We start from the raw sequence: 21,962 nt of genomic DNA, 5'->3' as shown, positions 1-21,962 counted from the left end.
TTTCATAGTGATGGAGTGGATGGTGAGGTTACAACCCGTTTCTCTTATAATAGGAAGTTTATTTGGATTTACTCTAATGAAACTAAGGATGAAAAAGCAAAATATTCAATATGAAAAAATGATGGATGCAGTAACGAATGGCTTTCTTATCATTGTATTAGTATGGAAATTCGCACCGGCAATTTTAAATCCGGTATGGGCCATTGGGGCGCCAATGCCAGCATTATTAGCTGTAGGAAGTATTCAGCATATTATAGTAGGGTGCGTAATTGCGAGTATATATATTGTTTGGAAAAGTAAAAAAGAGCAATTTTCTCTTCGGATTTTACTTGATACATTACCTTTTGGATTTTGCGTGAGTATAATCTTTTATTTTATATTCCATCAAGAAGTAGGTGCACAAACGACACTGCCGTGGGGGATGAAAATATATGAATCAAAATTTTTGTATCATCCTATTTTCATGTATGAGATTATACTCGCACTCGGTATAATTGGCTCGTTATGGATTAAAAATGAAAGATTAGGAAATGGAAAGAATATAAGCTTTTTTCTAATTTGCGAGGGAATTGCTCATATCATTATTTCACTTATTAGTGAACAAAATTCGGTTTTAGTTGGTCTTTCAATACAGCAAATACTCAGTTTTTGTGTTATTAGTCTAGGGATTTTGTTCGTACCAAAAAAGTAAAAGTAGCCATGCACGGAGAGCATGGCTATTTTTGTATCATCATATGAATTAAAAAATCGGCGGAGTAACAGAAAATAAAACAATCGCATTTTTCTCGAATTGATTTACCCATTTATGTTTTAAATAAGCTGGTATTTTTACGCTATCACCAGTTTCTAATGTGTATTCTTCTTCATTTAAGTGCAATGTGATTTTTCCGTCTAATACAAATGCTAATTCTTCACCTTTATGTTCTAGAACATTTTCTGATGAAGCAGTATTTGGTGGGATAGTCATAATTGCTGTTGCTAAATTTCCTGTGAAATCAGGTGATAACAATTCATATGATAAATTATCGATAATCATTTTTTTTCTTTTATGAGAACGTACAATTAAATCGTCTGTATTATTTTCTTCAAGTAAAAAACTAAATGTTGGAACATCAAGAGCTTTTGCAAGTACCTTTAATGTTTGAATAGAAGGGTTAGCAGAACCACGTTCAATTTGACTAAGCATTGATGGTGTGATTTCGGCCATCTTTGCTAATTCTTTACTAGTTAATCCTTTTTCTTTTCTTTGTTTTTCAATCTTTTTACCAATATCTATATTTTCCATAATAAATGCTCCTTAATAATTATTAAATTATATTTAAATAAATTAAATTAAAATTAACTAAAATGAATTATTTATGTTAAACTATATTAAAATTAATTTAATTATAATTTATTATATGGCTATCTACAAGGATATGAGGAGGAAGAGGAATGAAGGAGATAGAGGCATTAAAAGAGCAATATCCACTAGTAAATAACTTAATCGCAACAGAAGAAGTATTTTGGGTAAACCCGAATATGGAAAAGTATGAAACAGCAATAAAAAATTCGCCACTTAATGAAGAACATGTAAAAGACGCGGAAGAGAGATTAAAGCGTTTTGCACCATATATTGCGAAAGTATTTCCTGAAACGAAAGAAACAGGCGGTATTATAGAATCACCTTTAGTGAAAATCTCTTCTATGAAACAATCTTTAGAGAAAAATTACGAGCAGCCTATTTTAGGAGAATTATTATTAAAGTGTGATAGTCATCTTCCGATATCAGGATCAATAAAGGCAAGAGGCGGCATTTATGAAGTGTTGAAACATGCAGAGCAATTAGCATTGCAGCATGGAATGTTAACAGAGAAAGATGATTATTCAATTTTAGATAGTGATAGATTTAGAGGTTTCTTTGCGAAGTATTCAATTGCAGTAGGTTCTACTGGGAATTTAGGGCTTAGCATCGGTATTATGAGTGCGAAATTAGGTTTCAATGTGACAGTCCATATGTCAGCAGACGCAAAACAATGGAAAAAAGATTTATTAAGAAGTAAAGGTGTAAACGTTATTGAATATGAAGCTGATTATAGTAAAGCAGTAGAAGAAGGAAGACTGCAAGCAGATGCAGATCCTAGCTGTTATTTTGTTGATGATGAAAACTCACATGATTTATTTTTAGGATACGCAGTAGCAGCGTCACGTTTACAAAAACAATTAGAAGAGTTAGAAATTGTAGTAGATGAAGAGCACCCTTTATTCGTTTATCTTCCGTGCGGGGTAGGTGGCGGGCCTGGCGGAGTAGCATTTGGTTTAAAGTTATTGTACAAAGACAATGTGCACTGTTTCTTTGCGGAGCCTACGCACTCTCCGTGTATGTTACTCGGTTTAATGACAGGGCTTCACGATAAAATTGCCGTTCAAGATATCGGGATTAACAATGTAACTGATGCGGATGGGCTTGCAGTAGGAAGACCATCTGGATTTGTCGGTAAAACGATGGAACCATTTTTGAGTGGAAATTATACAGTAAGTGATGAAGAGTTATATAGATTATTAAAAGAACTGGCTGATACTGAAAATATTTATTTAGAGCCTTCTGCATTAGCGGGTATGATAGGGCCGTTGAATGTATGTAAAGCTGAAAATGAGTATTTACAAAAACAACAGTTAACAGAGAAGGTGAAGAAAGGTACTCATATTGTGTGGGGAACTGGTGGGAGTATGGTTCCGGAAGACGTGATGAATGGGTATTATAAGAAAGGTTTGGAATTAACGTGTAAATAAAAATGAGGCTATTTACAGCCTCATTTTTTTCATGTACATAAAATTCTTTGTTATTTTCGCACTAGTTCTTTATAGTATAGATATAAAGGATTGCTAATATCGAATAAAAATAACAAAAAGCTTTATTTTACATAATAAGAGGATGTGTATACGATGTCATTACAGACTAAATATATAGCGGGTATTTCGCTTGGGGTTATGGGCGTAGGTTTTGCGGCTTCCATCCCTTTTCAAGGAACGGTAGCTGGGGAGATTATTCAAGGGGGATTTGAAGCTGGGTTAGTTGGTGGACTTGCGGATTGGTTTGCGGTTACAGCTTTATTCCGTCATCCGTTGGGAATTCCAATTCCACATACAGCATTATTACCGAAAAATCGTAAGCGGGTAACAAAGGGTCTCGTTTCTACGTTAGAAAATGAATGGCTGACGAAAGAAAGTATTACAAGTAAAGTAAAAGAAATGCAGCTAGCACAAACGGTACTGCAAATTGCTGAGAAAGAGTTACAGTCTGACGCTGTGAAAAAAGGGATTGTAACAATTGCTGAGAAAGCGATTCTTCAAATAGATACGGAAAAATTAGCAGTTATTATTGAAAAAGAATTAAAAACGTATTTGCATACAATTAATACAAGTAACATATTACAAGTTCTCGTGGATCAATTAGTAGTGCAAGAATATGATGAAAAAACACTTGATTACATATTAGTAAAAGTGAAAGATTGGACAGCTCAAGATGAAGCACGTTATCAGCTCGGAAGCTTAGGCATGAAGGCGATGGAAAACATAAAAGTAGATGGATTCCTACAGTTTACTTTGAAATCGTTTATGAATATTGTTGATGAGGATAAAATCGGCGGCATTTTGCAGAAGTTTATCATTAGCAATATTAACAGCTTACAAGATGCAGATAATAGCACAAGGCAACTTATATTAGCGAAAATTCGTCAAGAGATTATAAATGTAAAAGAAAATGAATCTTTATTACAGGAATTAGAGAAGTGGAAAGAAAAATGGATTGCAAATTGGGATGCTACTGACAAAATAAAAGAGATGCTAGAGCAAGTACAGAGTAGGGCAGTTACTTTTGTGAAGAATGAAGAATTTGCTGATAAATATGTTGTTCCATTCTTACAAACACAAATGAATAAAATAAAAGAAGACGAATTGACTGTTCAAAAAATAGAAGATTGGTTACAAAAACAAGTTGTTACTATTGTTGAAAAGAATCATTCGAAAATTGGAAAGCTTGTGCAAGAAAACCTTGATAAGTTAGATGATAAAACATTAATCGAAATGATTGAAAATAATGTCGGTAAAGATTTGCAGTGGATTCGTGTGAACGGGGCTGTTTGTGGTTTTATGATTGGATTAATTTTAGAAGGAATAAAAGCGATTATATGAGAAAAACCTTCCACAATTGTGGAAGGTTTCTTATTTTTCGATAACGCTCATATTTAAATTATAAGCTTTCTCAATATTTAATTTGTACGTTCCATTTCCTGTTTTTATCGAGTTTTTATACCAATGTTCTTGCCCATTTAATTCTGGATTTTCTTCTGAAGAATTATTTTCTTTTTTCGCTAAATCTTCTACTTGTTCCCAAGGTGTGTTTCCGTGAGTTTCTTTTTGATTTGTTACGGCTGTTAAAGAAACATCACTTTCTTTAGTTAAATGAACAGATACGTTTGAACTGTTTTGTACAAACCAATTATTTTGTAATTGACCTGGATAAAGAGATAGTTCGTTATTCGAAGCGCGGATCTCTACATTTTTATTTTGCGGAAGAACGAGTGTTTGTTTCACCTGTGGTGCGAAGTTAAAAAACGTATGCTGAACCGGTAATGGTTTTAACGTTATATACATCGTTTCTCCAGCCGTTTGAACTGAAAGGAAATCCTCTTGTTTTAAATTAGGTTTTTCATTTGCCTTTGTCGTCATTTCATATGTTCCAAAAAGATGAATTTGATTTGTATTATTTCCCTCTATCGTTAGAGGGTGATGCCCCGCATCCACTACGATTTTTTTGATAGATTCAGGTATATCAAGTTGTCCGTCTGGAATATTACTCGTTTGCCTAGTTGTGTTAATAGAATGACGAACTTCTTCTAGTAATCCAGTTGATAATAAGCAGTAAAAAGCAATTCCAACACTTCCTAAAACTCCGATAAAGAAAATACTAAAAATATCATATTTAATAAATGAATGTTCCTTCTTAGAAAATAGAAGGTATAGTAAAATTTCAGCGCCAAGTATGATAAGTAAAACAGGCCACCAGGCTGTTAATGTATCTAATGCTTGAACTCCTTTTACGACTGAAAATAGTAAAAAGCAACCTAATGTAATAATGGAGAGCCCCATTGAGAATGTTCCAACGCGCCATGTTCTCATTCGTTTGTACCACCTTTGTTTTCTTTATTTCCAAGTAACAATTTAAAGCCGCCACCAATTAAAAGGAGAGCAACGATAGATGTTTGGAAATAGCGATAATATAGTTCGCTAAGATGAATATTAAATATAGTTGCAAAATAGTCATTCAAAATAGGAAGGACTGTTTGATCTAATAAATAATAACCACCGAGTGTAATTAACCCAATACCGATCCATCTTTGATGATTTATAAAATAGTCAATGATAGGTTCGTCATTTACACGTTCTTTTCCGTATTTTGCAGTTTGCTGTAACGCATCAAAAAAGCTATAGAACCAAATGATTGGTACTAAAAATAAAAACGCAGAAAGTCTTAATAAGTCGAGCAAATAAATAGATAGTAAAAAGGCTGCCATAAGCTGAAGACCACGGCGCTGTAAGCCTAAATACATATGTCCTGCTCCAGGAAACATTGCTAAAATGGAAGCGAATGTTTTATTTTTCTTTCCTTGTTCTCGGTGCTCTTCAAACTCTTCGAAAATAGTACGGTCATCTAGTTGCTCTCCGCGTTCTTTTTTCTGTAGTTGTTGAACAACATCAAAGAAGTTATAAATCCATAAAACAGGTAGCGTAATAAGGAAGATAAGAAAACTTTCTTGAGATGTTAAGAGTGCAACGAATATAATCATACTTCCTATTCCTGTACAAGCTACTAAAAATGTAAGTCCTCGCTGCATAAGTCCTAATTGAAAATGACCAAGCCCAGGAATGATTGATAGAAGAATGATATAAAATCGTTCGCTTTCTTTAGAGAACTCTGTAAATTCTCCGGCTGCTTGTTTTTTCGATTGATTAATAATAGTGATAACTAAATCTAATAAATTGATCGCCCATAACACGACTAGTAAAAATAGAGAAAGAAAAGCAATATCACGCGCTCCTAATGCTATTGTACAAAATGCTGCAAAGATAAATAGAAATAAAGCCCCGCCGCTATATAAAATAAATCGTCCGAATTTCTTTAAATATAAATGTCCAAGCCCAGGAATTAGCCCTAACACAAGTGCTAAAAAGGGATTTTTATTCATGCTTTGAACCTCCGTCCTTTTTTGATGTGTCTACCGATTTGTTTACAATTTGTTGTGAGATAGAAGACTCGTTATGTTTTGAAGATTTCTCGAAATTTGATGTCGCTGTGAAAATATACTGGAATAAACCACTTACCATAAAAATAATTGTAGCCGCAGTCGCAATTATGTAGTGAATAATTGTGCGCTTTAGTGAGTTTGTTTTTATATTTTCATTAGGCTGTAACGTTTCAAAATTAATTTGCGTCATAACTTCGTTCGTAAATGAATCATCATTTATCATTGGAAGGTTTTCGTGTTGTTCATCAATACTTTCCATATAAAGTGCTAAACAATGATCACATTCATAAAGATGTTCTTCCATAGATTCACGTTCATTGTTTGATATAACATCTAATGTATAATTGCGCCAATCTCCTTTTGAATAATGCATCATAGAAACTCTTCCTCCTTCCAATGTTTTTTAATCCATTTTCTTGCCCGATACAGTTTCATTTCGACTGTTTTCACTTCAATATTTTCTTGCAAAGCAATTTCTTGATAACTTTTTTCTTCTAAGTAATGTGCGAGAACGACGTCACGGTAATTGTCGGGAAGTTCTCGCAGTTTTTGAGCAATGAGTAATTTTTGCTCTTTCGTCAATAATAATGCCTCGATATTATGAGAGGATTTTATATTTTCCGCAGTTTCTTTACATAAGGAGAGTTCTTCGTTTTCTCTAGCTTTTTTTCTCTTATAATCAATAGCGTGATTGGTGGCAATACGTGCCATCCACGTTTTTAATCCGCGAAATTGATAATTTGGGAGAGAGGCGTGAATTTTTACGAATACTTCTTGTGTAACATCTTTAGCATCTTCTTCATGTCTTAAAATGGAAAAGATAACTTGAAAAATATAATGACGATATGTTTGTACAAGGATACGAAAAGCATGTTCGCTTCCTTGCTGTGCTTTTGCAACTAATTGTTTTTCCTCAATCGGTCTCTCCCTCCTTTTTGACGCATTCTATTATATAGACGTAAGAAATGATAAGTCACCCTACACATGTTATAAAAAAAGAATAATATATTTTTAGCAGGAGGGCTATATGAAAAAGGTGTGAAAAAATGGTAAAGAGAAGTATATAATGAGCAAGAAGGAAATGTTACACAGAGAAAGGATGTGAATGTTAGTAGGATAAGGTCCATACTAACAAACATGAAAATTAAAATATTAATAGCCGATGATAATTCTTTTATTAGAGAAGGTATGAAAATTATTTTAAATACATATGAAGAGTTTGAAGTATTAGATACTGTAAATGATGGAAAAGAAGCTGTAGCGTATTGTAAAAAGTATGAAGTTGATATTGCGCTTTTAGATGTTCGTATGCCAAACATGAACGGGGTAGAGGCGACGAAGTTAATTTGTGAAGAGACAAAAACGAAGCCTCTCATTTTAACGACATTTGATGATGATGAATATATTTTGGACGCAGTAAAAAACGGAGCGAAAGGTTATTTATTAAAAAATAATGATCCGGAGCGTATTCGTGATGCAATAAAAGGAGTATATAACGGTCAAACTGTTATGCAAGATGTAGTGCTTGATAAAATTAAGTCTAATTTAATGGAAAGTAAAGAGGAAGAATCTAAAATTGATAAGAGCCTTTTCACAGAAAGAGAGCTTAGTATTATCGCATTAATTGCGAAAGGTTTCTCAAATAAAGAAATTTCGAAGCAACTTTTCATATCTGAAGGAACGATTGCAAATTATATTACATCAGTTTTAGGGAAAACTGGACTAGAACATCGCACGCAAATTGCGATTTATTACTTAACAGGGAAAGTAGATTAATGTTATGGAATTTTGGTTAACTGTAAGTAAACTTATTGTCTTTTTATATATAGTGTTTAGCTACATTCATTTAAATGTTACGAACTTACCATGGATTATACTTACTTTGCTTTTATATCTTTCTGTAAACGTGTTGATCTCTATATTTAAAAAAGATACGTACAAAAACATATTAACTTGTGTGTCAATTGGCGTAGTTATGTTATTTACATGGAAGATTCATCCGTTTTTTATTTTGTTTTTACCTTTGAACTTATATGAAATTGCAAATTATTACATAAAAAAGAAATGGTTAATCTTTTTCATTATGATTCTTCCTATTATTTTTATAGGTGAAGGTATTCAGATGACGTATGGACTTATTAGTGCATTTTGTTTTTTTTCCTTAACGATAGCTCACCGCTATATAGCACGATTATTAAAACTAGAAATGCAAAATGATAAAATGAGAAAAGACATACAAAGACTTACGAAAAGCTTAAATGAAAATAAAGATTACATAAGGCAATCTGAATACACATTTAAATTAGAGGAAAGAAATCGACTATCTCAAGAAATTCATGATAAAATCGGTCACTCAATGACAGGTGCACTAATTCAAATGGAAGCAGCAAAGAGATTAATGGAAATAGATAAAGAAAAATCTGCGGAATTATTACAAAATGCCATTCATATTTCAAAAGATGGAATTGAAAGCATTCGGATTACATTAAAAAATATGAAGCCATCAACTGAGCAAATTGGCATTCATCGTATGAAATTATTCATAGAGGAATTTGCCGGTAAGCATGATATGAATATTCCTTTCGTTTATAAAGGTAACTTAGATATGATTTCTCCCATTCAGTGGAAAATTATCGGTGAAAACGTTACAGAGGCGTTAACAAATGCGATGAGATATGCTGATGCGACAGTCATTTCAATCGATATTCATGTACTGAACAAGATGGTGAAAGTACAAGTGAAGGATAATGGTAAAGGTGCAGCTCTTGTTAAGAAAGGCCTCGGTATTATGGGGATGGAGGAGCGAACAGCGTCTGTAAACGGAAAAATTATTGTAGATGGAACAAGTGGTTTTTCAGTAACGATGTTGTTGCCGATATGAGGGATGAATCATCTCATATGAAAAAAGTGAATAATCTCATGTGAAAAGGGTGAACTTCTGCACTGAGCAGGTTCATTCTTTTTGTTTATAATAAAAGCAGAGAAACCGAAATAGGGGTGAAATGATGAACACATTGGAAATTAAAAATTTAACGAAAAAATTTGGTGACTTCATCGCAGTAGATAATATGTCTTTATCTATTAAAGAAGGAGAGATATTTGGCTTTTTAGGATCAAATGGTGCTGGTAAGAGTACAACGATTAATATGATTGCTGGTTTGTTAAGAAGTAATGAAGGTGAAATTAGCATACTAGGAAAAAATATAAAGAAACATAATCGATTTGCGAAAATGAATATCGGTATCGTTCCGCAAGATATTGCGATTTATGAAGAGTTAACTGCCTATGAAAATGTGAAATTCTTTGCTGGATTGTATGGATTACGAGGAGCCGAGCTAAAAGCGAGAGTAGAGGAAGCACTTCAATTTGTAGGCCTTAGTGATAAACATAAAAGTTATCCGAAAAACTTTTCTGGCGGGATGAAACGAAGACTGAATATCGCTTGTGCAATCGCTCATAGACCGAAGTTAATTATTATGGATGAACCGACAGTTGGAATTGATCCGCAGTCAAGGAACTACATTCTTCAGTCTGTCCGAAAATTAAATGAAATGGGAAGTACGATTATTTATACGAGTCACTACATGGAAGAAGTGGAAGAGATTTGTACGAAAATAGCAATTGTCGATCACGGTAAAGTAATTGCAGAAGGAACGAAAGAACAGTTAAAAGCGATTATTACAGATACGAAAGATATTTGGATTGAAGTAAAGTCAGTAGAAAATTTAGATGTAGAAAATTTAAAAGAGATAAATGGTGTGAAAGCTATTCAAATTGAAGAGAACGTAATCAAGGTAAACTCGGATGCAGGATTAAATAATTTAAATAAAATTATTCAGTATTTCATTAATCATGACATTGAAATTCGTTCGTTAGAGGAGCAGGCTCCAAACTTAGAAACAGTATTTCTTACGTTAACTGGAAGAAACTTACGAGATAAATAAAGGTAAATGAAGAAAAGGTAAAGGGAGGTTCATCAATTGAACATCTTTAACATTGCAGTGATGCACATTAAAAGAGATTTCAGGGACGTAAGAACTTTAGTTTTTATGTTAGCATTTCCGATTGTACTTATGCTTGTGTTAGGAACAGCGTTAACGAATGCATTTAATAGCGATAGTCAATCGTTTAAGGATATACAAGTGCTATATAAAGATGAAGCAAGTAGCACGTTTTCTCAATCATTTGAAGCATTTACAAAAGAAGTCGATAAATCAGGTATTCATTTTAAAAAAGCTTCCGAAGGTATAGATGGGAAAGAAGAAGTGAAGCAAAATAAATATGCTGCTTATGTAGAGTTAAATAAAGATGGTGCAAAATTTTATGGAAGTGACAAAAGTAGTATTGAGGGAAGTATTGTGGAAGGCATGCTTACAACATTTGTTGATAAGTACAACGTAGTGGCCGAAGTTGCAAAAGTAGACCCGAGTAAGGTTAGCGCAGTTATTTCAAACGGAAATCATAATGATTATATTAAAGAAACATCTTTACAAGCTGCTAAAAAACCAGGTTCTATGGATTACTATGCGGTTGTAATGACGACGATGATTGCACTGTACGCTGCAATGGGGGCGAGTTTTTTAATTCGAGGAGAACGAATACGTAAAACAGGAGATCGTTTAATTGCAGCACCTATAAGTAAGGCTGAAATTTTCATTGGGAAAGTGCTCGGTAGTCTTGTAGCGAATGCACTTTGTCTATTACTTGTCGTTTTATTTAGTAAATTTGTTTTTCAAGCGAATTGGGGCGACCATATTGGAATCATATTTATTATTTTACTAACAGAAGTCTTTTTAGCAATTAGCTTCGGTTTAGGAATCGGATATATTACAAAAACAGGTGAGGCATCTAGAGCGATTATTATGGTTGTTGTGCAATTAGCGTCTATTTTTGGTGGTGCGTATTTCGTAGTGGAAGAAAATTCCGTTACGAATTTATCACCATTAACGTGGGCAAACACAGCTATTATGAAAATTATTTATGCAAATGATGTAGGAGCGGCACTGCCGGTAATATCTTTAAATCTTGGGATTTCAGCAATCTTCTTATTAATTGCGATTATTGCATTACGTAGACGGGAGGGGCTATAGTATGAAAGATATTTTATGGCTCATACAAAAAACGTTATCTGTGCTTCTGAAAAATAAAAAGGGGTTACTCATTATTATTAGCTTGCCGATAATAGGAACGCTCATTTCCTTTTCGATATATGGGAATGTAGGGCAAGGAACGTTAAATATTGGGGTTATAAATAAAGAAAATCAACCTATCGCAAATGATACAGTGAAATTTTTAGAAGGACTCAATCATGTAAATGTTAGTAAAATTAAGGAATCTGAAGTGGAAGATAAACTCACTTCAAAAAAACTTGATGGTGTTATTACATTACAGTCTGGTTTTTCTGAAAGTGTTCGAGAAGGGAAACCGAGTCATATTGAGATTTCATCGATTAAAGGCGATCAAGTAACAGGATTTATAAAATCGTATTTATATAACTATGTTGATAACATCGCTGCGATTAGTAAAGTGGCAGGGGCCGATCAAAGTACGTTTAATAGTATGTACGCGGGTTATCAAAAAAGTTCATTTAAAGTAAAGTCTGAGACACTTGAAGATACTTCAAAAAATAAAGATATGACAAATCAAACGATGGGTTATCTTATTATGTTTATGTTATTTTCAGCAGTGAACTTATCAGGATTTATTTTAAAAGAAAAAGAGAACAGAACGTATTTTAGATTATTATCAACGCCGATTGACGGAAAGAAATTTATATTATCTAATGTCGCAGTAAATATGATGATATTAACAGTACAAATTGTAATTGCAGTATTCTTTATGACGAATGTTTTTCACACAACTATAAATATGCCTTTCATAGTTATGATTGGTGTGCTTATGATATTCGCTTTAATTGCAATTGGTTTATCGTTAGTCATTGTGTCTTTTTCAAAAAGTTCAACTGCTTCAAATGCAATGCAAAATATAGTAATAGTACCAACATGTTTACTTGCTGGATGTTATTTCCCGTACGACATTATGCCGAAAGCAGTACAAAAAGTAGCTGATTTCCTTCCGCAGCGTTGGTTACTAGATACGATTTCAAAACTACAGCAAGGCATTCCATTTTCTGAGTTGTATTTAAATATTTTAATTTTATTCGCTTTCGCGATAGCATTCTTCTTAATTGCTATTTATAAGTTTGGAAGAAATAATGATGCGAGGAACTTTGTTTAATGAAAAAAGGTGTGGCGTAAATGCCACGCCTTTTTTGTTCGTAATTAAAAGTAAGGAATACATTTCGTATGAAAAAGTAATTTAATGAAACACTACGAAATAGTAAGTAATATGATCGGAAGGAAATCCAAATGATTAAAAAGATATTGCGAGTTACTTCTATTATTATTGCTATTTTCGTTGTTATTTTAATTTGGATGCATATTGACGTTACGCTCGGAAGGAAAATGGAAGCCGGGAAAAACATGCCGACAGAGTATGCGCCTCATTATAGTGACTTTCAATTATATGTGGAAGGGAAGTCCTTTTATAAACAGTTATTTACTGATATAAGTGAAGCGAAGCGATCTATTTACACTTATTTTTATATTTTATCGGATGATAAAAGTAGCCATACTTTTTTAAACTTATTAAAGGAGAAGGCGAAAGAAGGAGTAAACGTATATTTATCGGTTGATCGCATTAATGATTTATCATTTGAAAGAAAGATGAAAAATGAATTGCGGGAAAGTGGTGTACATTTTACATATAGTAGAAAACCTGAATTGCCATTCGGATTTTATTCACTTCATCATCGTAATCATCGTCGTATTACGACGATTGATGGGGAGATTGGCTATACGGGTGGCTTTAATATGGGGGATGAGTACTTAGGGAAAGATAAGCGATTTGGATATTGGCGTGACTATCATGTACGGATAAGAGGGGAAGGAGCGAAAGATTTAGAAGAACAGTTTGCTTTAGATTGGAAACGAGATGCGAAAGAAGATATAAAGAGGAGTACGAATAAGGCTAGTAAAGGGAACACGTTACATACTATGGCTAGTTACAATGGACATTATGTCGCTGAAAAATATATAAAGTTAATAAAACAAGCGAAGCATTCGATTGTAATTACAACGCCTTATTTTATAGCGAAAAATAAAGAATTAATGAATGCTTTAATTGGGGCGCAAAAGCGTGGTGTTACAGTGAAAATACTTTGGTCATATAAACCAGATATTCCTCTCATTAAAGAGGCGGCGTATCCTTACATACGTCAAGCTGTTAAAAGTGGGATTACTGTATATGGCTATAAAAAAGGGATGTTTCATGGGAAGTTAATGCTGATTGATAATGAATTAACCGTTATTGGTACAACAAACTTTACTGCGCGTAGCTTCTATATAAATGATGAGATGAATTTGTATATTCATGGTGGTCCTATCGTAGCGCAAGTAAATAAGGCGTTAATAGAGGATTTTAATGATTCGAAAGAAATGACGAAAGAGTTTTTTGATAACTTATCTTTTTGGGAGCGTTGTAAGGAGAAGTTGGCGGGATTAGTTGATTTTTATTTATAATAATTAAGGAAGAAAGGGTGTCTATAAAGGACACCCTTTTTTGATGGGAATAACTATTATTCATGCACAAGCATCGATACATCATCATTAATCAATGTCCCAACATGTTCACCTAAACAAATTCTTTTCATAACGCCAGGCTCATCAAAGTTAAAGACGTGTGCCGGTAAATTATAATCTCGAGCAAGCAATAAAGCTGCTTGATCCATTACTTGTATGTTTTGCCTAACAATATCGTTATAGTTCAGTTTACTGTACATTTTCGCTGATTTATTATGTTTTGGATCACTTGTAAAGACACCGTCTACCCCTTGTTTTGCGACTAAAATGGCGTCGCTATTCATTTCAATGGCTCTTTGTACACTTGGGTAATCTGTTGTAACGAATGGTTGCCCGTTACCACCACCGAATATGACAACATAACCGTTATCTAAATGATGTACTGCACGTAGGCGAATATATGGTTCAGCTACTGCATTAAAAGGGATGGAAGTCATAACGCGTACTTCCCTATCTGTTTTACTTGTTAAAACGCCGCGAAGCATTAAGCTGTTAATAATCGTACCTAGCGTACCGATATTATCAGCTTCTACACGATCAATTCCCCATTCTTCAGCTAGATGACCTCTGAAAATGTTACCGCCGCCGATGACAATGGATACTTCGATATCTAGGTCAATAATGGATATTATTTCGTTTGCGATATGTTCTAATCGTTTGGAGTTAAAGCTATTTCCAGATTGATCAGCAAGTGCGCCGCCACTTAGTTTAATTAGGACGCGTTTATATGGTTTCATAACAATTCCCCCTATATAGATTGCAATAAAAAAGGAACAAAGGCGAATGCCTTTGTTCCTTCGTAAGAAAATGAAATAGAAAAGAAATAGATATGATGAACTTCTTCACGTGATTTTTCATAACATCCACTCCTTTTCATCCCCATTTATTTAGAATACGTATATCTTTTAGATTATACGAAATAATCTGATGTTTTATCAAGGTTATTTTATTTCTTTTTTATAAAAAAGTGTCAATGAATATTATAAGAAATAAATTTGAATTTTTTGTGACGAACTTGTAGGTTTTTGTATGATTTTGTAGGTTCGCCTATATGATGTGTGAGTAAGCTTTTATAAATACGAAATGAAAGCGTTCGCATAAAAGGGGATGAACATAAATGAAAAAATTCGGATTGGCAACACAAATTTTTGTCGCACTTGTTTTAGGGATTGTAGTAGGGGCAATCTTTTATGGCAATAAAACGGCGATTTCTTATATCACACCAGTTGGGGATATATTTATTCATTTAATTAAAATGATTGTAGTACCGATTGTTATTTCAGCATTAATTGTTGCGGTAGCTGGTGTAGGTGATATGAAAAAGCTTGGGAAACTGGGCGGTAAGACAATTCTTTATTTCGAAATTATTACGACGATTGCTATTTTAATGGGATTACTTGCAGCAAATATATTCCAACCAGGTACTGGCGTTGATATGAGTAATTTACAGCAAAGTGATATTTCTTCTTATAAACAAACAGCAGATGCAACAGAGAAGAAAGGCTTTGCAGAAACGATTGTTCATATTGTACCGAAAAATATATTTGAGTCTATTACACAAGGTGACTTATTACCGATTATATTCTTCTCAGTACTATTCGGTTTAGGAGTCGCAGCAATCGGAGAAAAAGGAAAGCCTGTTTTTAACTTTTTTGAAGGTGTGCTCGAAGCGATGTTCTGGGTTACAAATCAAGTGATGAAATTCGCACCATTTGGTGTATTCGCATTAATTGCTGTTACGGTTGCAAAATTTGGTGTAGCAACACTACTTCCTTTAGGAAAACTAGTGCTAGCTGTATACGTAACTGTTATACTATTCGTTGTGATTGTATTAGGTATTAATGCGCGAATGGTTGGAGTAAATATTTTTACATTAATGAAAATTTTAAAAGAAGAACTTATTCTTTCATTTACGACAGCAAGTTCAGAAGCTGTTTTACCTAATATAATGAGAAAAATGGAAGAGTTCGGTTGTCCAAAGGCAGTTGCCTCTTTCGTAATTCCGACAGGTTATACATTTAACTTGACTGGATCAGCTATTTATCAAGCGTTAGCGGCATTGTTTGTTGCACAAATGTACGGTGTACACATGTCACTGACGGAGCAAATAACGCTACTATTCGTTCTCATGTTAACATCCAAAGGTATGGCGGGAGTTCCGGGTGCATCATTCGTTGTTGTATTAGCGACGTTAGGATCAATGGGCTTACCGCTAGAAGGCATCGCATTAATTGCGGGAATTGACCGCATTTTAGATATGATTCGCTCAGCTGTCAATGTATTAGGAAATGCATTAGCTGCCATTGTTATGTCGAAGTGGGAAGGCGAATTCGATGATGAGAAAGCAAAACAATATGTAGAAACGGTCAAACAAACAAAAGCAGCGTAAGAGATTGTTAAGGAGTGAGTAATCATGGCAACATTAACTGAAGTTAAAAATGGAGTACGAATTGAAAAAGATTTTTTAGGTGAAAAAGAAGTACCAAATTATGCGTACTACGGTGTACAAACAATGCGTGCAGTAGAGAATTTCCCGATTACAGGATACAAAGTTCATGAAGGTTTAATTAAAGCGTTAGCAATTGTAAAAAAAGCGGCAGCACTTGCTAATGCAGATGTAGGAAGATTGGAATTGAAAAAGGGTGGTGCTATCGCAGAAGCATCACAAGAAATCCTTGAGGGGAAATGGCATGATCATTTCATCGTTGATCCAATTCAGGGCGGTGCAGGAACTTCAATGAATATGAACGCAAATGAAGTCATTGCCAATCGTGCCCTTGAATTATTAGGAATGGAAAAGGGAGACTATGATTATATTAGTCCAAACAGTCATGTAAATATGGCACAATCAACAAACGATGCATTCCCAACAGCGATTCATATTGCAACATTAAATGCATTAGAAGGCTTATTACAAACAATGGGTTATATGCATGATGTATTTGAATTAAAAGCAGAACAGTTCGATCATGTTATTAAAATGGGTCGTACACATTTACAAGATGCTGTGCCAATTCGTCTTGGACAAGAATTTAAAGCATACTCCCGCGTACTTGAACGTGACATGAAACGTATCAAGCAATCACGTCAACATTTATATGAAGTAAATATGGGAGCAACTGCAGTTGGTACAGGCTTAAATGCAGATCCAGAATATATTGAAGCAGTTGTAAAACATTTAGCTACAATTAGTGAACTACCACTTGTTGGTGCAGAAGATTTAGTAGATGCAACTCAAAATACGGATGCGTACACTGAAGTATCTGCAGCACTTAAAGTATGTATGATGAACATGTCTAAAATTGCGAACGACCTTCGTCTAATGGCATCAGGTCCACGCGTTGGATTAGCGGAAATTATGCTACCAGCTCGTCAACCAGGTTCATCTATTATGCCAGGGAAAGTAAACCCTGTTATGCCAGAAGTAATTAATCAAATTGCGTTCCAAGTAATTGGTAACGACCATACCATTTGCCTTGCTTCAGAAGCAGGACAATTAGAATTAAATGTTATGGAACCAGTACTTGTTTTCAACTTACTTCAATCTATTAGCATTATGAATAACGGTTTCCGTGCCTTTACAGATAATTGCTTAAAAGGAATTGAAGCGAATGAAGATCGCTTAAAAGAGTACGTTGAGAAGAGTGTAGGAATTATTACAGCCGTGAACCCTCATATCGGCTATGAAGCAGCAGCTCGCGTTGCGAAAGAAGCAATTGCGACAGGGCAATCCGTTCGAGAACTATGTGTGAAAAATGGTGTATTGTCACAAGAAGAATTAGAGTTAATTCTAGATCCATTCGAAATGACACACCCAGGGATTGCAGGAGCAACTCTTTTAAAGAAAAATTAAAAGAAGAGGGGGACAATCCCCTCTTTTTTGTTTACAATATAGAAATGCTATATATGAATAGAGGTAGGGATGTTATGAGTAAGTTTACAGTGGCTTCTAATGGTGCATTAGAAACAACATTAAGAGGAGCAGAAGTATTATCAACACCACTTTTAAATAAAGGGGTAGCTTTCACACAAGAGGAAAGAGAAGAGTTAGGTTTAAAAGGGTTATTACCGCCAGCGGTTTTAACGTTAGAAGAACAAGCACGCCGAGCATATGAACAATTTAGTTCTCAGCCGGATGATTTATTAAAGAATGTATACTTAACAGCGTTACATGATCGAAATGAAGTGTTATTTTATCGTATTTTAACAGAGCATTTACGTGAAATGTTACCGATTGTATATACACCAACTGTAGGTGTAGCAATTCAAAGATATAGTCATGAATACCGTAAACCACGTGGCATTTATTTATCAATTAACGATCCATCAGGTATTGAAGATGCATTTGCAAATATCGGTGCAACAGCTGAAAACATTGATTTAGTCGTTGTAACGGATGGAGAAGGTATATTAGGAATTGGTGATTGGGGTGTTGGTGGAATTAACATCGCAATCGGGAAATTGGCTGTATATACGGCCGCAGTTGGAATCGATCCTAGCCGTGTATTACCGGTAATTTTAGATGTAGGTACAAATCGTGAGGAATTATTAAACAATCCATTTTATATTGGAAATCGTCACCCTCGTATAACAGGTGAAGCTTACGATGAATTTATTGATACGTTTGTTCAAGCGGTAAATAAACAATTCCCGAAAGCACTTCTACATTGGGAAGACTTCAGTTCTCGTAATGCACGAAAAATTTTAGATAAATATCGTCATGACGTTTGTACATTTAATGATGATATTCAAGGTACAGGGGCAGTTTCACTTGCTGCTGTATTATCGGCAGTAAAAGCTTCTGGTGTACCGTTAAGTGAACACCGTGTAGTTGTGTTTGGTGCTGGTACGGCTGGAATCGGTATCGCAGATCAAGTAAGAGATGCAATGGTTCGTGTCGGCTTATCAGACGAAGAATCACATAATCGTTTCTGGTGTATTGACCGTAATGGGTTGGTTACAGATAATATGGAAGATCTTCTTGATTTCCAAATTCCATATGCAAGAAAAGAAGCTGAAGTAAGTGATTGGAAACAAAATGATGCTATCGGACTTGCTGAAGTTGTGAAACATGTAAAACCGACAATTTTAATTGGTACATCTACTGTTGCAGGCGCATTTAAAGAGGAAATTATTAAAGAAATGGCTTCTCACGTAGAAAGACCAATCATTTTACCAATGTCGAATCCAACGCCACTTGCTGAAGCGAAACCAGCAGATTTAATCGAGTGGACAGAAGGAAAAGCATTAGTTGCAACAGGAAGTCCGTTTGAACCGGTTACATATAACGGTGTAACGTATGTGATTGGACAGTCAAATAACGCACTTATTTTCCCAGGACTAGGTCTTGGTACAATTGTTGTTCGTGCAAGCGTCATGACGGATGGAATGTTCGCAGCAGCAGCAGAAGCAGTTGCAAGTATGGTAGATACAAGTCAGCCAGGAGCGCCTATTTTGCCAGAAGTTGAAGAGTTACGTAATATCTCTGAACTGGTTGCGATTGAAGTAGCGAAAGTTGCAGTTGCAGAAGGTGTTGCTAGAGAGAACTTAAGTGATGACGATATTAAGATTGCAGTAAAAGAAGCAATATGGGAACCGGAGTATCGCCAAATAAAAGCGGTAGAAAAGGTTAGAATATAGAAATAAAGCCCGTTTATAATTATAAGCGGGCTTTCACTTTTACAATTGAAAAAAAGCATAGGAAGTGGCACCTTTGAATTGGAATCAATTATGGAAGAAAGATATGTATCTTTTAATTATATTAATGGTTGTTGTTCCGATTGCTGGAGAGCTGAATTTTCATCCTTTTAATGATATGTTTCGTGTTAGTTTCGGGACACCGCTTTTCTTCTTTTTATTACTATTTTTAAGAAGAGTGCCAGCAGCAGCTGCAGGTATTCTTGTAGGTATATCTGTAGTCTTATTTCGTGTATGTCTTGACTGGGTATTGCAAGGTTCATTCCATATGACAGAATCATTTTATTTGCGTTATCCTGTGTTCTTTTATTATTTTATTTATGGAAGTCTTTTTTCGCTTTGTAGGGTGAATAAGTTTCATCAGAAGCCAATTGTGATAGGATGTCTTGGAATTACAATTGAAATTATCGCAAGTATGTCTGAACTTGCGTTTTATCATATGTTAGTGCTGGGGACAACGATAACAGTTTCTGAAGTGAATAAACTAATTATTATTGCTATTTTCCGTAGTTTCTTTGCACTTGGTTTTTTAAATATGATGAACTTATATGAAACGAAGTTAAAAGAATCACAAGTTCGAAAAGAAAATGAAAATATGTTAATGTACCTCTCTAATTTATATGTGGAATCTGTCCATTTGAAAAAAACGTTACAAAATGCTGAGTTAATTACACAAGAAGCATATCAACTATATCGAAACTTACAAGCGAACGATGATTTAAATAGCAAAACAGCATTAAAAATAGCAGGAGAAGTGCACGAAATCAAAAAGGATAATCAAAGAATTTTTGCAGGACTATCTAAACTGTTATTAGATAAAAATGTGGCTGAGTATGTAGAAGGACATGAATTAGCGGAAATGATTGTAAGAATTAATGAGAAATATGCTGAAATGTTAGAAAAAGATATACGTTTTTCGGAACATATAGAAGGTGAGCATGCAGAATATCATGTGTACACGGTCTTATCCATTTTTAATAACTTAGTTGCAAATGCAGTTGAAGCAATTGAGGGTAGAGGTCTCATTATTATTAAGCTATATAAACGAGATAAACATATATTCTTCGAAGTAATTGACGATGGTCCTGGTATTGCACAGAAGTATAAGAAATTAGTATTTAAGCCAGGATTTACTTCAAAGTATGATCAAACGGGAACACCTTCAACAGGTATTGGACTGTCTTACATAAACGAAATGGTAACAGAGCTAGGTGGAGAAGTGAGATTAGAAGACCGAGAAACTGGCGGAGGGTGTAAGTTTATCGTTTGTTTACCGGAGTGCAGTTTAAAGCGGGAAGGAGAATAAAGTTGTTTTATTATATCGTAGATGATGATGAAGTTTTCCGCTCCATGCTTTCACAAATTATTGAAGATGGCGATCTTGGGGAAGTAATTGGAGAGTCGGAAGATGGAGCTTTTATTGAAGCGGATCAACTAAATTTTAAAAAAGTAGATATTTTATTTATTGATTTATTAATGCCAATGCGAGATGGGATTGAAACAGTTCGCCATATTGCATCCTCTTTTACAGGGAAAATCATTATGATTTCTCAAGTTGAATCGAAACAGCTTATTGGTGAGGCGTATACACTTGGTGTTGAATATTATATTACAAAACCATTAAATAAAATTGAGGTTATGTCTGTTGTACGTAAAGTAATGGAACGTATTCGTTTAGAGCGCTCTATACATGATATTCAAAAATCATTGAATAACGTTTTTAAGTGGGAACAGCCGCAAGTTCGAAATGAGCCAATGCAAGAAGGAAAAAGAATAGCAGATTCAGGGCGCTATTTATTATCAGAACTCGGTATTGCAGGAGAGAATGGAAGTAAAGATTTACTTAGTATGTTGGAATATTTATATGGACAAGAAAAAGCACAAACATTTGAATTTGGATTTCCAGCGTTAAAAGATATCTTTCACCATATAACTATAAGAAAATTAGAGAATATAGCTTCAGATGCAGATATAGATAAGGAGAGAAAAGCATCTGAACAAAGGGTACGTAGAGCGATTTATCAATCGTTAAATCACTTAGCTTCCCTTGGATTAACAGACTTTTCAAATCCGAAATTTGAAAGCTATGCTCCGAAATTTTTTGATTTCACTGTAGTTAGAAAACGGATGACAGAAATGAAAAAAGAAGAAGTAGCAACTTCTGGACATACGCGAATTAATACGAAAAAGTTTATTCAAGTGTTGTATTTTGAGGCGAAACGGTTGATGGAGATAGCGTGAAAAAAGGTGCTTATAAATGAGCATCTTTTTTTATTAAATCTACATTTTATATTTTCTCGTAGAGCATGTAAAATGTTAGTTAAGAGAAACTGGTTTT

The 21,962-nt window shown here is 34.4% G+C and carries 20 protein-coding genes; 14 read left to right on the top strand and 6 right to left on the bottom strand.

The window, feature by feature from the left end; genetic code table 11:
• Positions 1-10 precede the first annotated feature (10 nt).
• Complete coding sequence (locus CQ058_RS05015) at positions 11-691, top strand: prolipoprotein diacylglyceryl transferase family protein (protein ID WP_003188684.1); 681 nt, start codon at positions 11-13, stop codon at positions 689-691.
• Positions 692-739: 48 nt separating this feature from the next.
• On the opposite strand, the gene CQ058_RS05010 is transcribed toward CQ058_RS05015, so the two are convergent.
• Positions 740-1,285 (bottom strand): helix-turn-helix domain-containing protein, encoded by a 546-nt coding sequence (locus CQ058_RS05010; protein WP_002012259.1) that lies wholly within the window; start codon positions 1,283-1,285, stop codon positions 740-742.
• A gap of 149 nt (positions 1,286-1,434) precedes the next feature.
• On the opposite strand from CQ058_RS05010, the gene CQ058_RS05005 reads away from it, so the two are divergent.
• Both CQ058_RS05005 and CQ058_RS05000 read left to right on the top strand, forming a co-directional pair.
• Positions 1,435-2,772 (top strand): D-serine ammonia-lyase, encoded by a 1,338-nt coding sequence (locus tag CQ058_RS05005; RefSeq protein WP_002189121.1) that lies wholly within the window; start codon positions 1,435-1,437, stop codon positions 2,770-2,772.
• Positions 2,773-2,925: 153 nt separating this feature from the next.
• The gene (locus CQ058_RS05000) at positions 2,926-4,173 is read left to right on the top strand and encodes a DUF445 domain-containing protein (RefSeq protein WP_002189122.1); all 1,248 of its coding nucleotides are present in this window, start codon (positions 2,926-2,928) and stop codon (positions 4,171-4,173) included.
• 30 nt (positions 4,174-4,203) lie between these two features.
• Here CQ058_RS05000 and exsE read toward each other — a convergent pair whose 3' ends face one another.
• Genes exsE through CQ058_RS04980 form a run of 4 tightly spaced genes read right to left on the bottom strand, consistent with a single transcriptional unit; the run spans position 4,204 to position 7,100 of the window.
• Complete coding sequence (gene exsE / locus CQ058_RS04995; protein ID WP_002189124.1) at positions 4,204-5,160, bottom strand: exosporium protein ExsE; 957 nt, start codon at positions 5,158-5,160, stop codon at positions 4,204-4,206.
• A complete protein-coding gene (locus CQ058_RS04990) occupies positions 5,157-6,227 on the bottom strand; it encodes a hypothetical protein (RefSeq protein ID WP_002189125.1) in 1,071 nt (356 codons plus the stop codon). Before CQ058_RS04990 ends, exsE begins: the two co-directional genes overlap by 4 nt.
• The gene (locus CQ058_RS04985; RefSeq protein WP_002189127.1) at positions 6,220-6,663 is read right to left on the bottom strand and encodes a hypothetical protein; all 444 of its coding nucleotides are present in this window, start codon (positions 6,661-6,663) and stop codon (positions 6,220-6,222) included. Before CQ058_RS04985 ends, CQ058_RS04990 begins: the two co-directional genes overlap by 8 nt.
• Positions 6,660-7,100, bottom strand: a complete 441-nt coding sequence (locus CQ058_RS04980; protein WP_229168169.1) for an RNA polymerase sigma factor — start codon at positions 7,098-7,100, stop codon at positions 6,660-6,662. Before CQ058_RS04980 ends, CQ058_RS04985 begins: the two co-directional genes overlap by 4 nt.
• Positions 7,101-7,424: 324 nt before the next feature.
• Between CQ058_RS04980 and CQ058_RS04970 the strand changes: the two genes are divergently transcribed.
• The 6 genes from CQ058_RS04970 to cls all read left to right on the top strand — a co-directional run bounded on the left by CQ058_RS04970 (position 7,425) and on the right by cls (position 13,867).
• Positions 7,425-8,063, top strand: a complete 639-nt coding sequence (locus CQ058_RS04970; protein ID WP_002012250.1) for a response regulator transcription factor — start codon at positions 7,425-7,427, stop codon at positions 8,061-8,063.
• A gap of 4 nt (positions 8,064-8,067) precedes the next feature.
• The gene (locus CQ058_RS04965) at positions 8,068-9,168 is read left to right on the top strand and encodes a sensor histidine kinase (RefSeq protein WP_002189129.1); all 1,101 of its coding nucleotides are present in this window, start codon (positions 8,068-8,070) and stop codon (positions 9,166-9,168) included.
• Positions 9,169-9,292: 124 nt separating this feature from the next.
• Positions 9,293-10,231 carry an ABC transporter ATP-binding protein gene (locus CQ058_RS04960; RefSeq protein WP_002189130.1) on the top strand — a complete coding sequence of 313 codons (939 nt, stop codon included), beginning with the start codon at positions 9,293-9,295 and terminating at the stop codon, positions 10,229-10,231.
• A 36-nt stretch (positions 10,232-10,267) separates the two neighbouring features.
• Positions 10,268-11,377: an ABC transporter permease gene (locus CQ058_RS04955; RefSeq protein ID WP_002086376.1), complete on the top strand. Its 1,110-nt coding sequence runs from the start codon at positions 10,268-10,270 to the stop codon at positions 11,375-11,377.
• Between the two features lies 1 nt (position 11,378).
• Positions 11,379-12,524, top strand: a complete 1,146-nt coding sequence (locus CQ058_RS04950) for an ABC transporter permease (RefSeq protein WP_002031112.1) — start codon at positions 11,379-11,381, stop codon at positions 12,522-12,524.
• Positions 12,525-12,655: 131 nt separating this feature from the next.
• Positions 12,656-13,867, top strand: a complete 1,212-nt coding sequence (cls, locus tag CQ058_RS04945) for a cardiolipin synthase (protein ID WP_002189134.1) — start codon at positions 12,656-12,658, stop codon at positions 13,865-13,867.
• Between the two features lie 56 nt (positions 13,868-13,923).
• On the opposite strand, the gene pyrH is transcribed toward cls, so the two are convergent.
• The gene (gene pyrH, locus CQ058_RS04940; RefSeq protein ID WP_002168682.1) at positions 13,924-14,664 is read right to left on the bottom strand and encodes a UMP kinase; all 741 of its coding nucleotides are present in this window, start codon (positions 14,662-14,664) and stop codon (positions 13,924-13,926) included.
• Between the two features lie 380 nt (positions 14,665-15,044).
• Between pyrH and CQ058_RS04935 the strand changes: the two genes are divergently transcribed.
• The 5 genes from CQ058_RS04935 to CQ058_RS04915 all read left to right on the top strand — a co-directional run bounded on the left by CQ058_RS04935 (position 15,045) and on the right by CQ058_RS04915 (position 21,865).
• Complete coding sequence (locus tag CQ058_RS04935) at positions 15,045-16,316, top strand: cation:dicarboxylate symporter family transporter (RefSeq protein ID WP_002012230.1); 1,272 nt, start codon at positions 15,045-15,047, stop codon at positions 16,314-16,316.
• Positions 16,317-16,340: 24 nt separating this feature from the next.
• Positions 16,341-17,780 (top strand): aspartate ammonia-lyase, encoded by a 1,440-nt coding sequence (aspA, locus tag CQ058_RS04930; RefSeq protein WP_002012229.1) that lies wholly within the window; start codon positions 16,341-16,343, stop codon positions 17,778-17,780.
• 74 nt (positions 17,781-17,854) lie between these two features.
• Positions 17,855-19,567 carry an oxaloacetate-decarboxylating malate dehydrogenase gene (gene malS / locus CQ058_RS04925; RefSeq protein ID WP_002012227.1) on the top strand — a complete coding sequence of 571 codons (1,713 nt, stop codon included), beginning with the start codon at positions 17,855-17,857 and terminating at the stop codon, positions 19,565-19,567.
• Positions 19,568-19,631: 64 nt separating this feature from the next.
• Positions 19,632-20,930, top strand: a complete 1,299-nt coding sequence (locus tag CQ058_RS04920; RefSeq protein ID WP_087946990.1) for a sensor histidine kinase — start codon at positions 19,632-19,634, stop codon at positions 20,928-20,930.
• A gap of 2 nt (positions 20,931-20,932) precedes the next feature.
• A complete protein-coding gene (locus tag CQ058_RS04915; protein WP_002189137.1) occupies positions 20,933-21,865 on the top strand; it encodes a response regulator in 933 nt (310 codons plus the stop codon).
• The last annotated feature ends 97 nt before the right edge of the window (positions 21,866-21,962 follow it).

Origin of the sequence: Bacillus sp. MYb56 (genome assembly GCF_002976445.1) — a bacterium.
Classification (GTDB): Bacteria; Bacillota; Bacilli; order Bacillales; family Bacillaceae_G; genus Bacillus_A; species Bacillus_A mycoides.
This window is presented reverse-complemented; position numbering and strand designations above follow the sequence as displayed.

Excerpts from the sequence above, each read along its gene's own strand:
- cls (WP_002189134.1), top strand. The coding sequence starts at position 12,656 with ATGATTAAAAAGATATTGCGAGTTACTTCTATTATTATTGCTATTTTC.
- CQ058_RS04970 (WP_002012250.1), top strand. The coding sequence starts at position 7,425 with ATGAAAATTAAAATATTAATAGCCGATGATAATTCTTTTATTAGAGAA.
- CQ058_RS04990 (WP_002189125.1), bottom strand. The coding sequence starts at position 6,227 with ATGAATAAAAATCCCTTTTTAGCACTTGTGTTAGGGCTAATTCCTGGG.
- CQ058_RS05000 (WP_002189122.1), top strand. The coding sequence starts at position 2,926 with ATGTCATTACAGACTAAATATATAGCGGGTATTTCGCTTGGGGTTATG.
- aspA (WP_002012229.1), top strand. The coding sequence starts at position 16,341 with ATGGCAACATTAACTGAAGTTAAAAATGGAGTACGAATTGAAAAAGAT.
- CQ058_RS04960 (WP_002189130.1), top strand. The coding sequence starts at position 9,293 with ATGAACACATTGGAAATTAAAAATTTAACGAAAAAATTTGGTGACTTC.
- CQ058_RS05015 (WP_003188684.1), top strand. The coding sequence starts at position 11 with ATGGAGTGGATGGTGAGGTTACAACCCGTTTCTCTTATAATAGGAAGT.
- CQ058_RS05005 (WP_002189121.1), top strand. The coding sequence starts at position 1,435 with ATGAAGGAGATAGAGGCATTAAAAGAGCAATATCCACTAGTAAATAAC.
- CQ058_RS04965 (WP_002189129.1), top strand. The coding sequence starts at position 8,068 with ATGGAATTTTGGTTAACTGTAAGTAAACTTATTGTCTTTTTATATATA.
- CQ058_RS04950 (WP_002031112.1), top strand. The coding sequence starts at position 11,379 with ATGAAAGATATTTTATGGCTCATACAAAAAACGTTATCTGTGCTTCTG.
- pyrH (WP_002168682.1), bottom strand. The coding sequence starts at position 14,664 with ATGAAACCATATAAACGCGTCCTAATTAAACTAAGTGGCGGCGCACTT.
- CQ058_RS05010 (WP_002012259.1), bottom strand. The coding sequence starts at position 1,285 with ATGGAAAATATAGATATTGGTAAAAAGATTGAAAAACAAAGAAAAGAA.
- malS (WP_002012227.1), top strand. The coding sequence starts at position 17,855 with ATGAGTAAGTTTACAGTGGCTTCTAATGGTGCATTAGAAACAACATTA.
- CQ058_RS04985 (WP_002189127.1), bottom strand. The coding sequence starts at position 6,663 with ATGATGCATTATTCAAAAGGAGATTGGCGCAATTATACATTAGATGTT.
- CQ058_RS04935 (WP_002012230.1), top strand. The coding sequence starts at position 15,045 with ATGAAAAAATTCGGATTGGCAACACAAATTTTTGTCGCACTTGTTTTA.
- exsE (WP_002189124.1), bottom strand. The coding sequence starts at position 5,160 with ATGAGAACATGGCGCGTTGGAACATTCTCAATGGGGCTCTCCATTATT.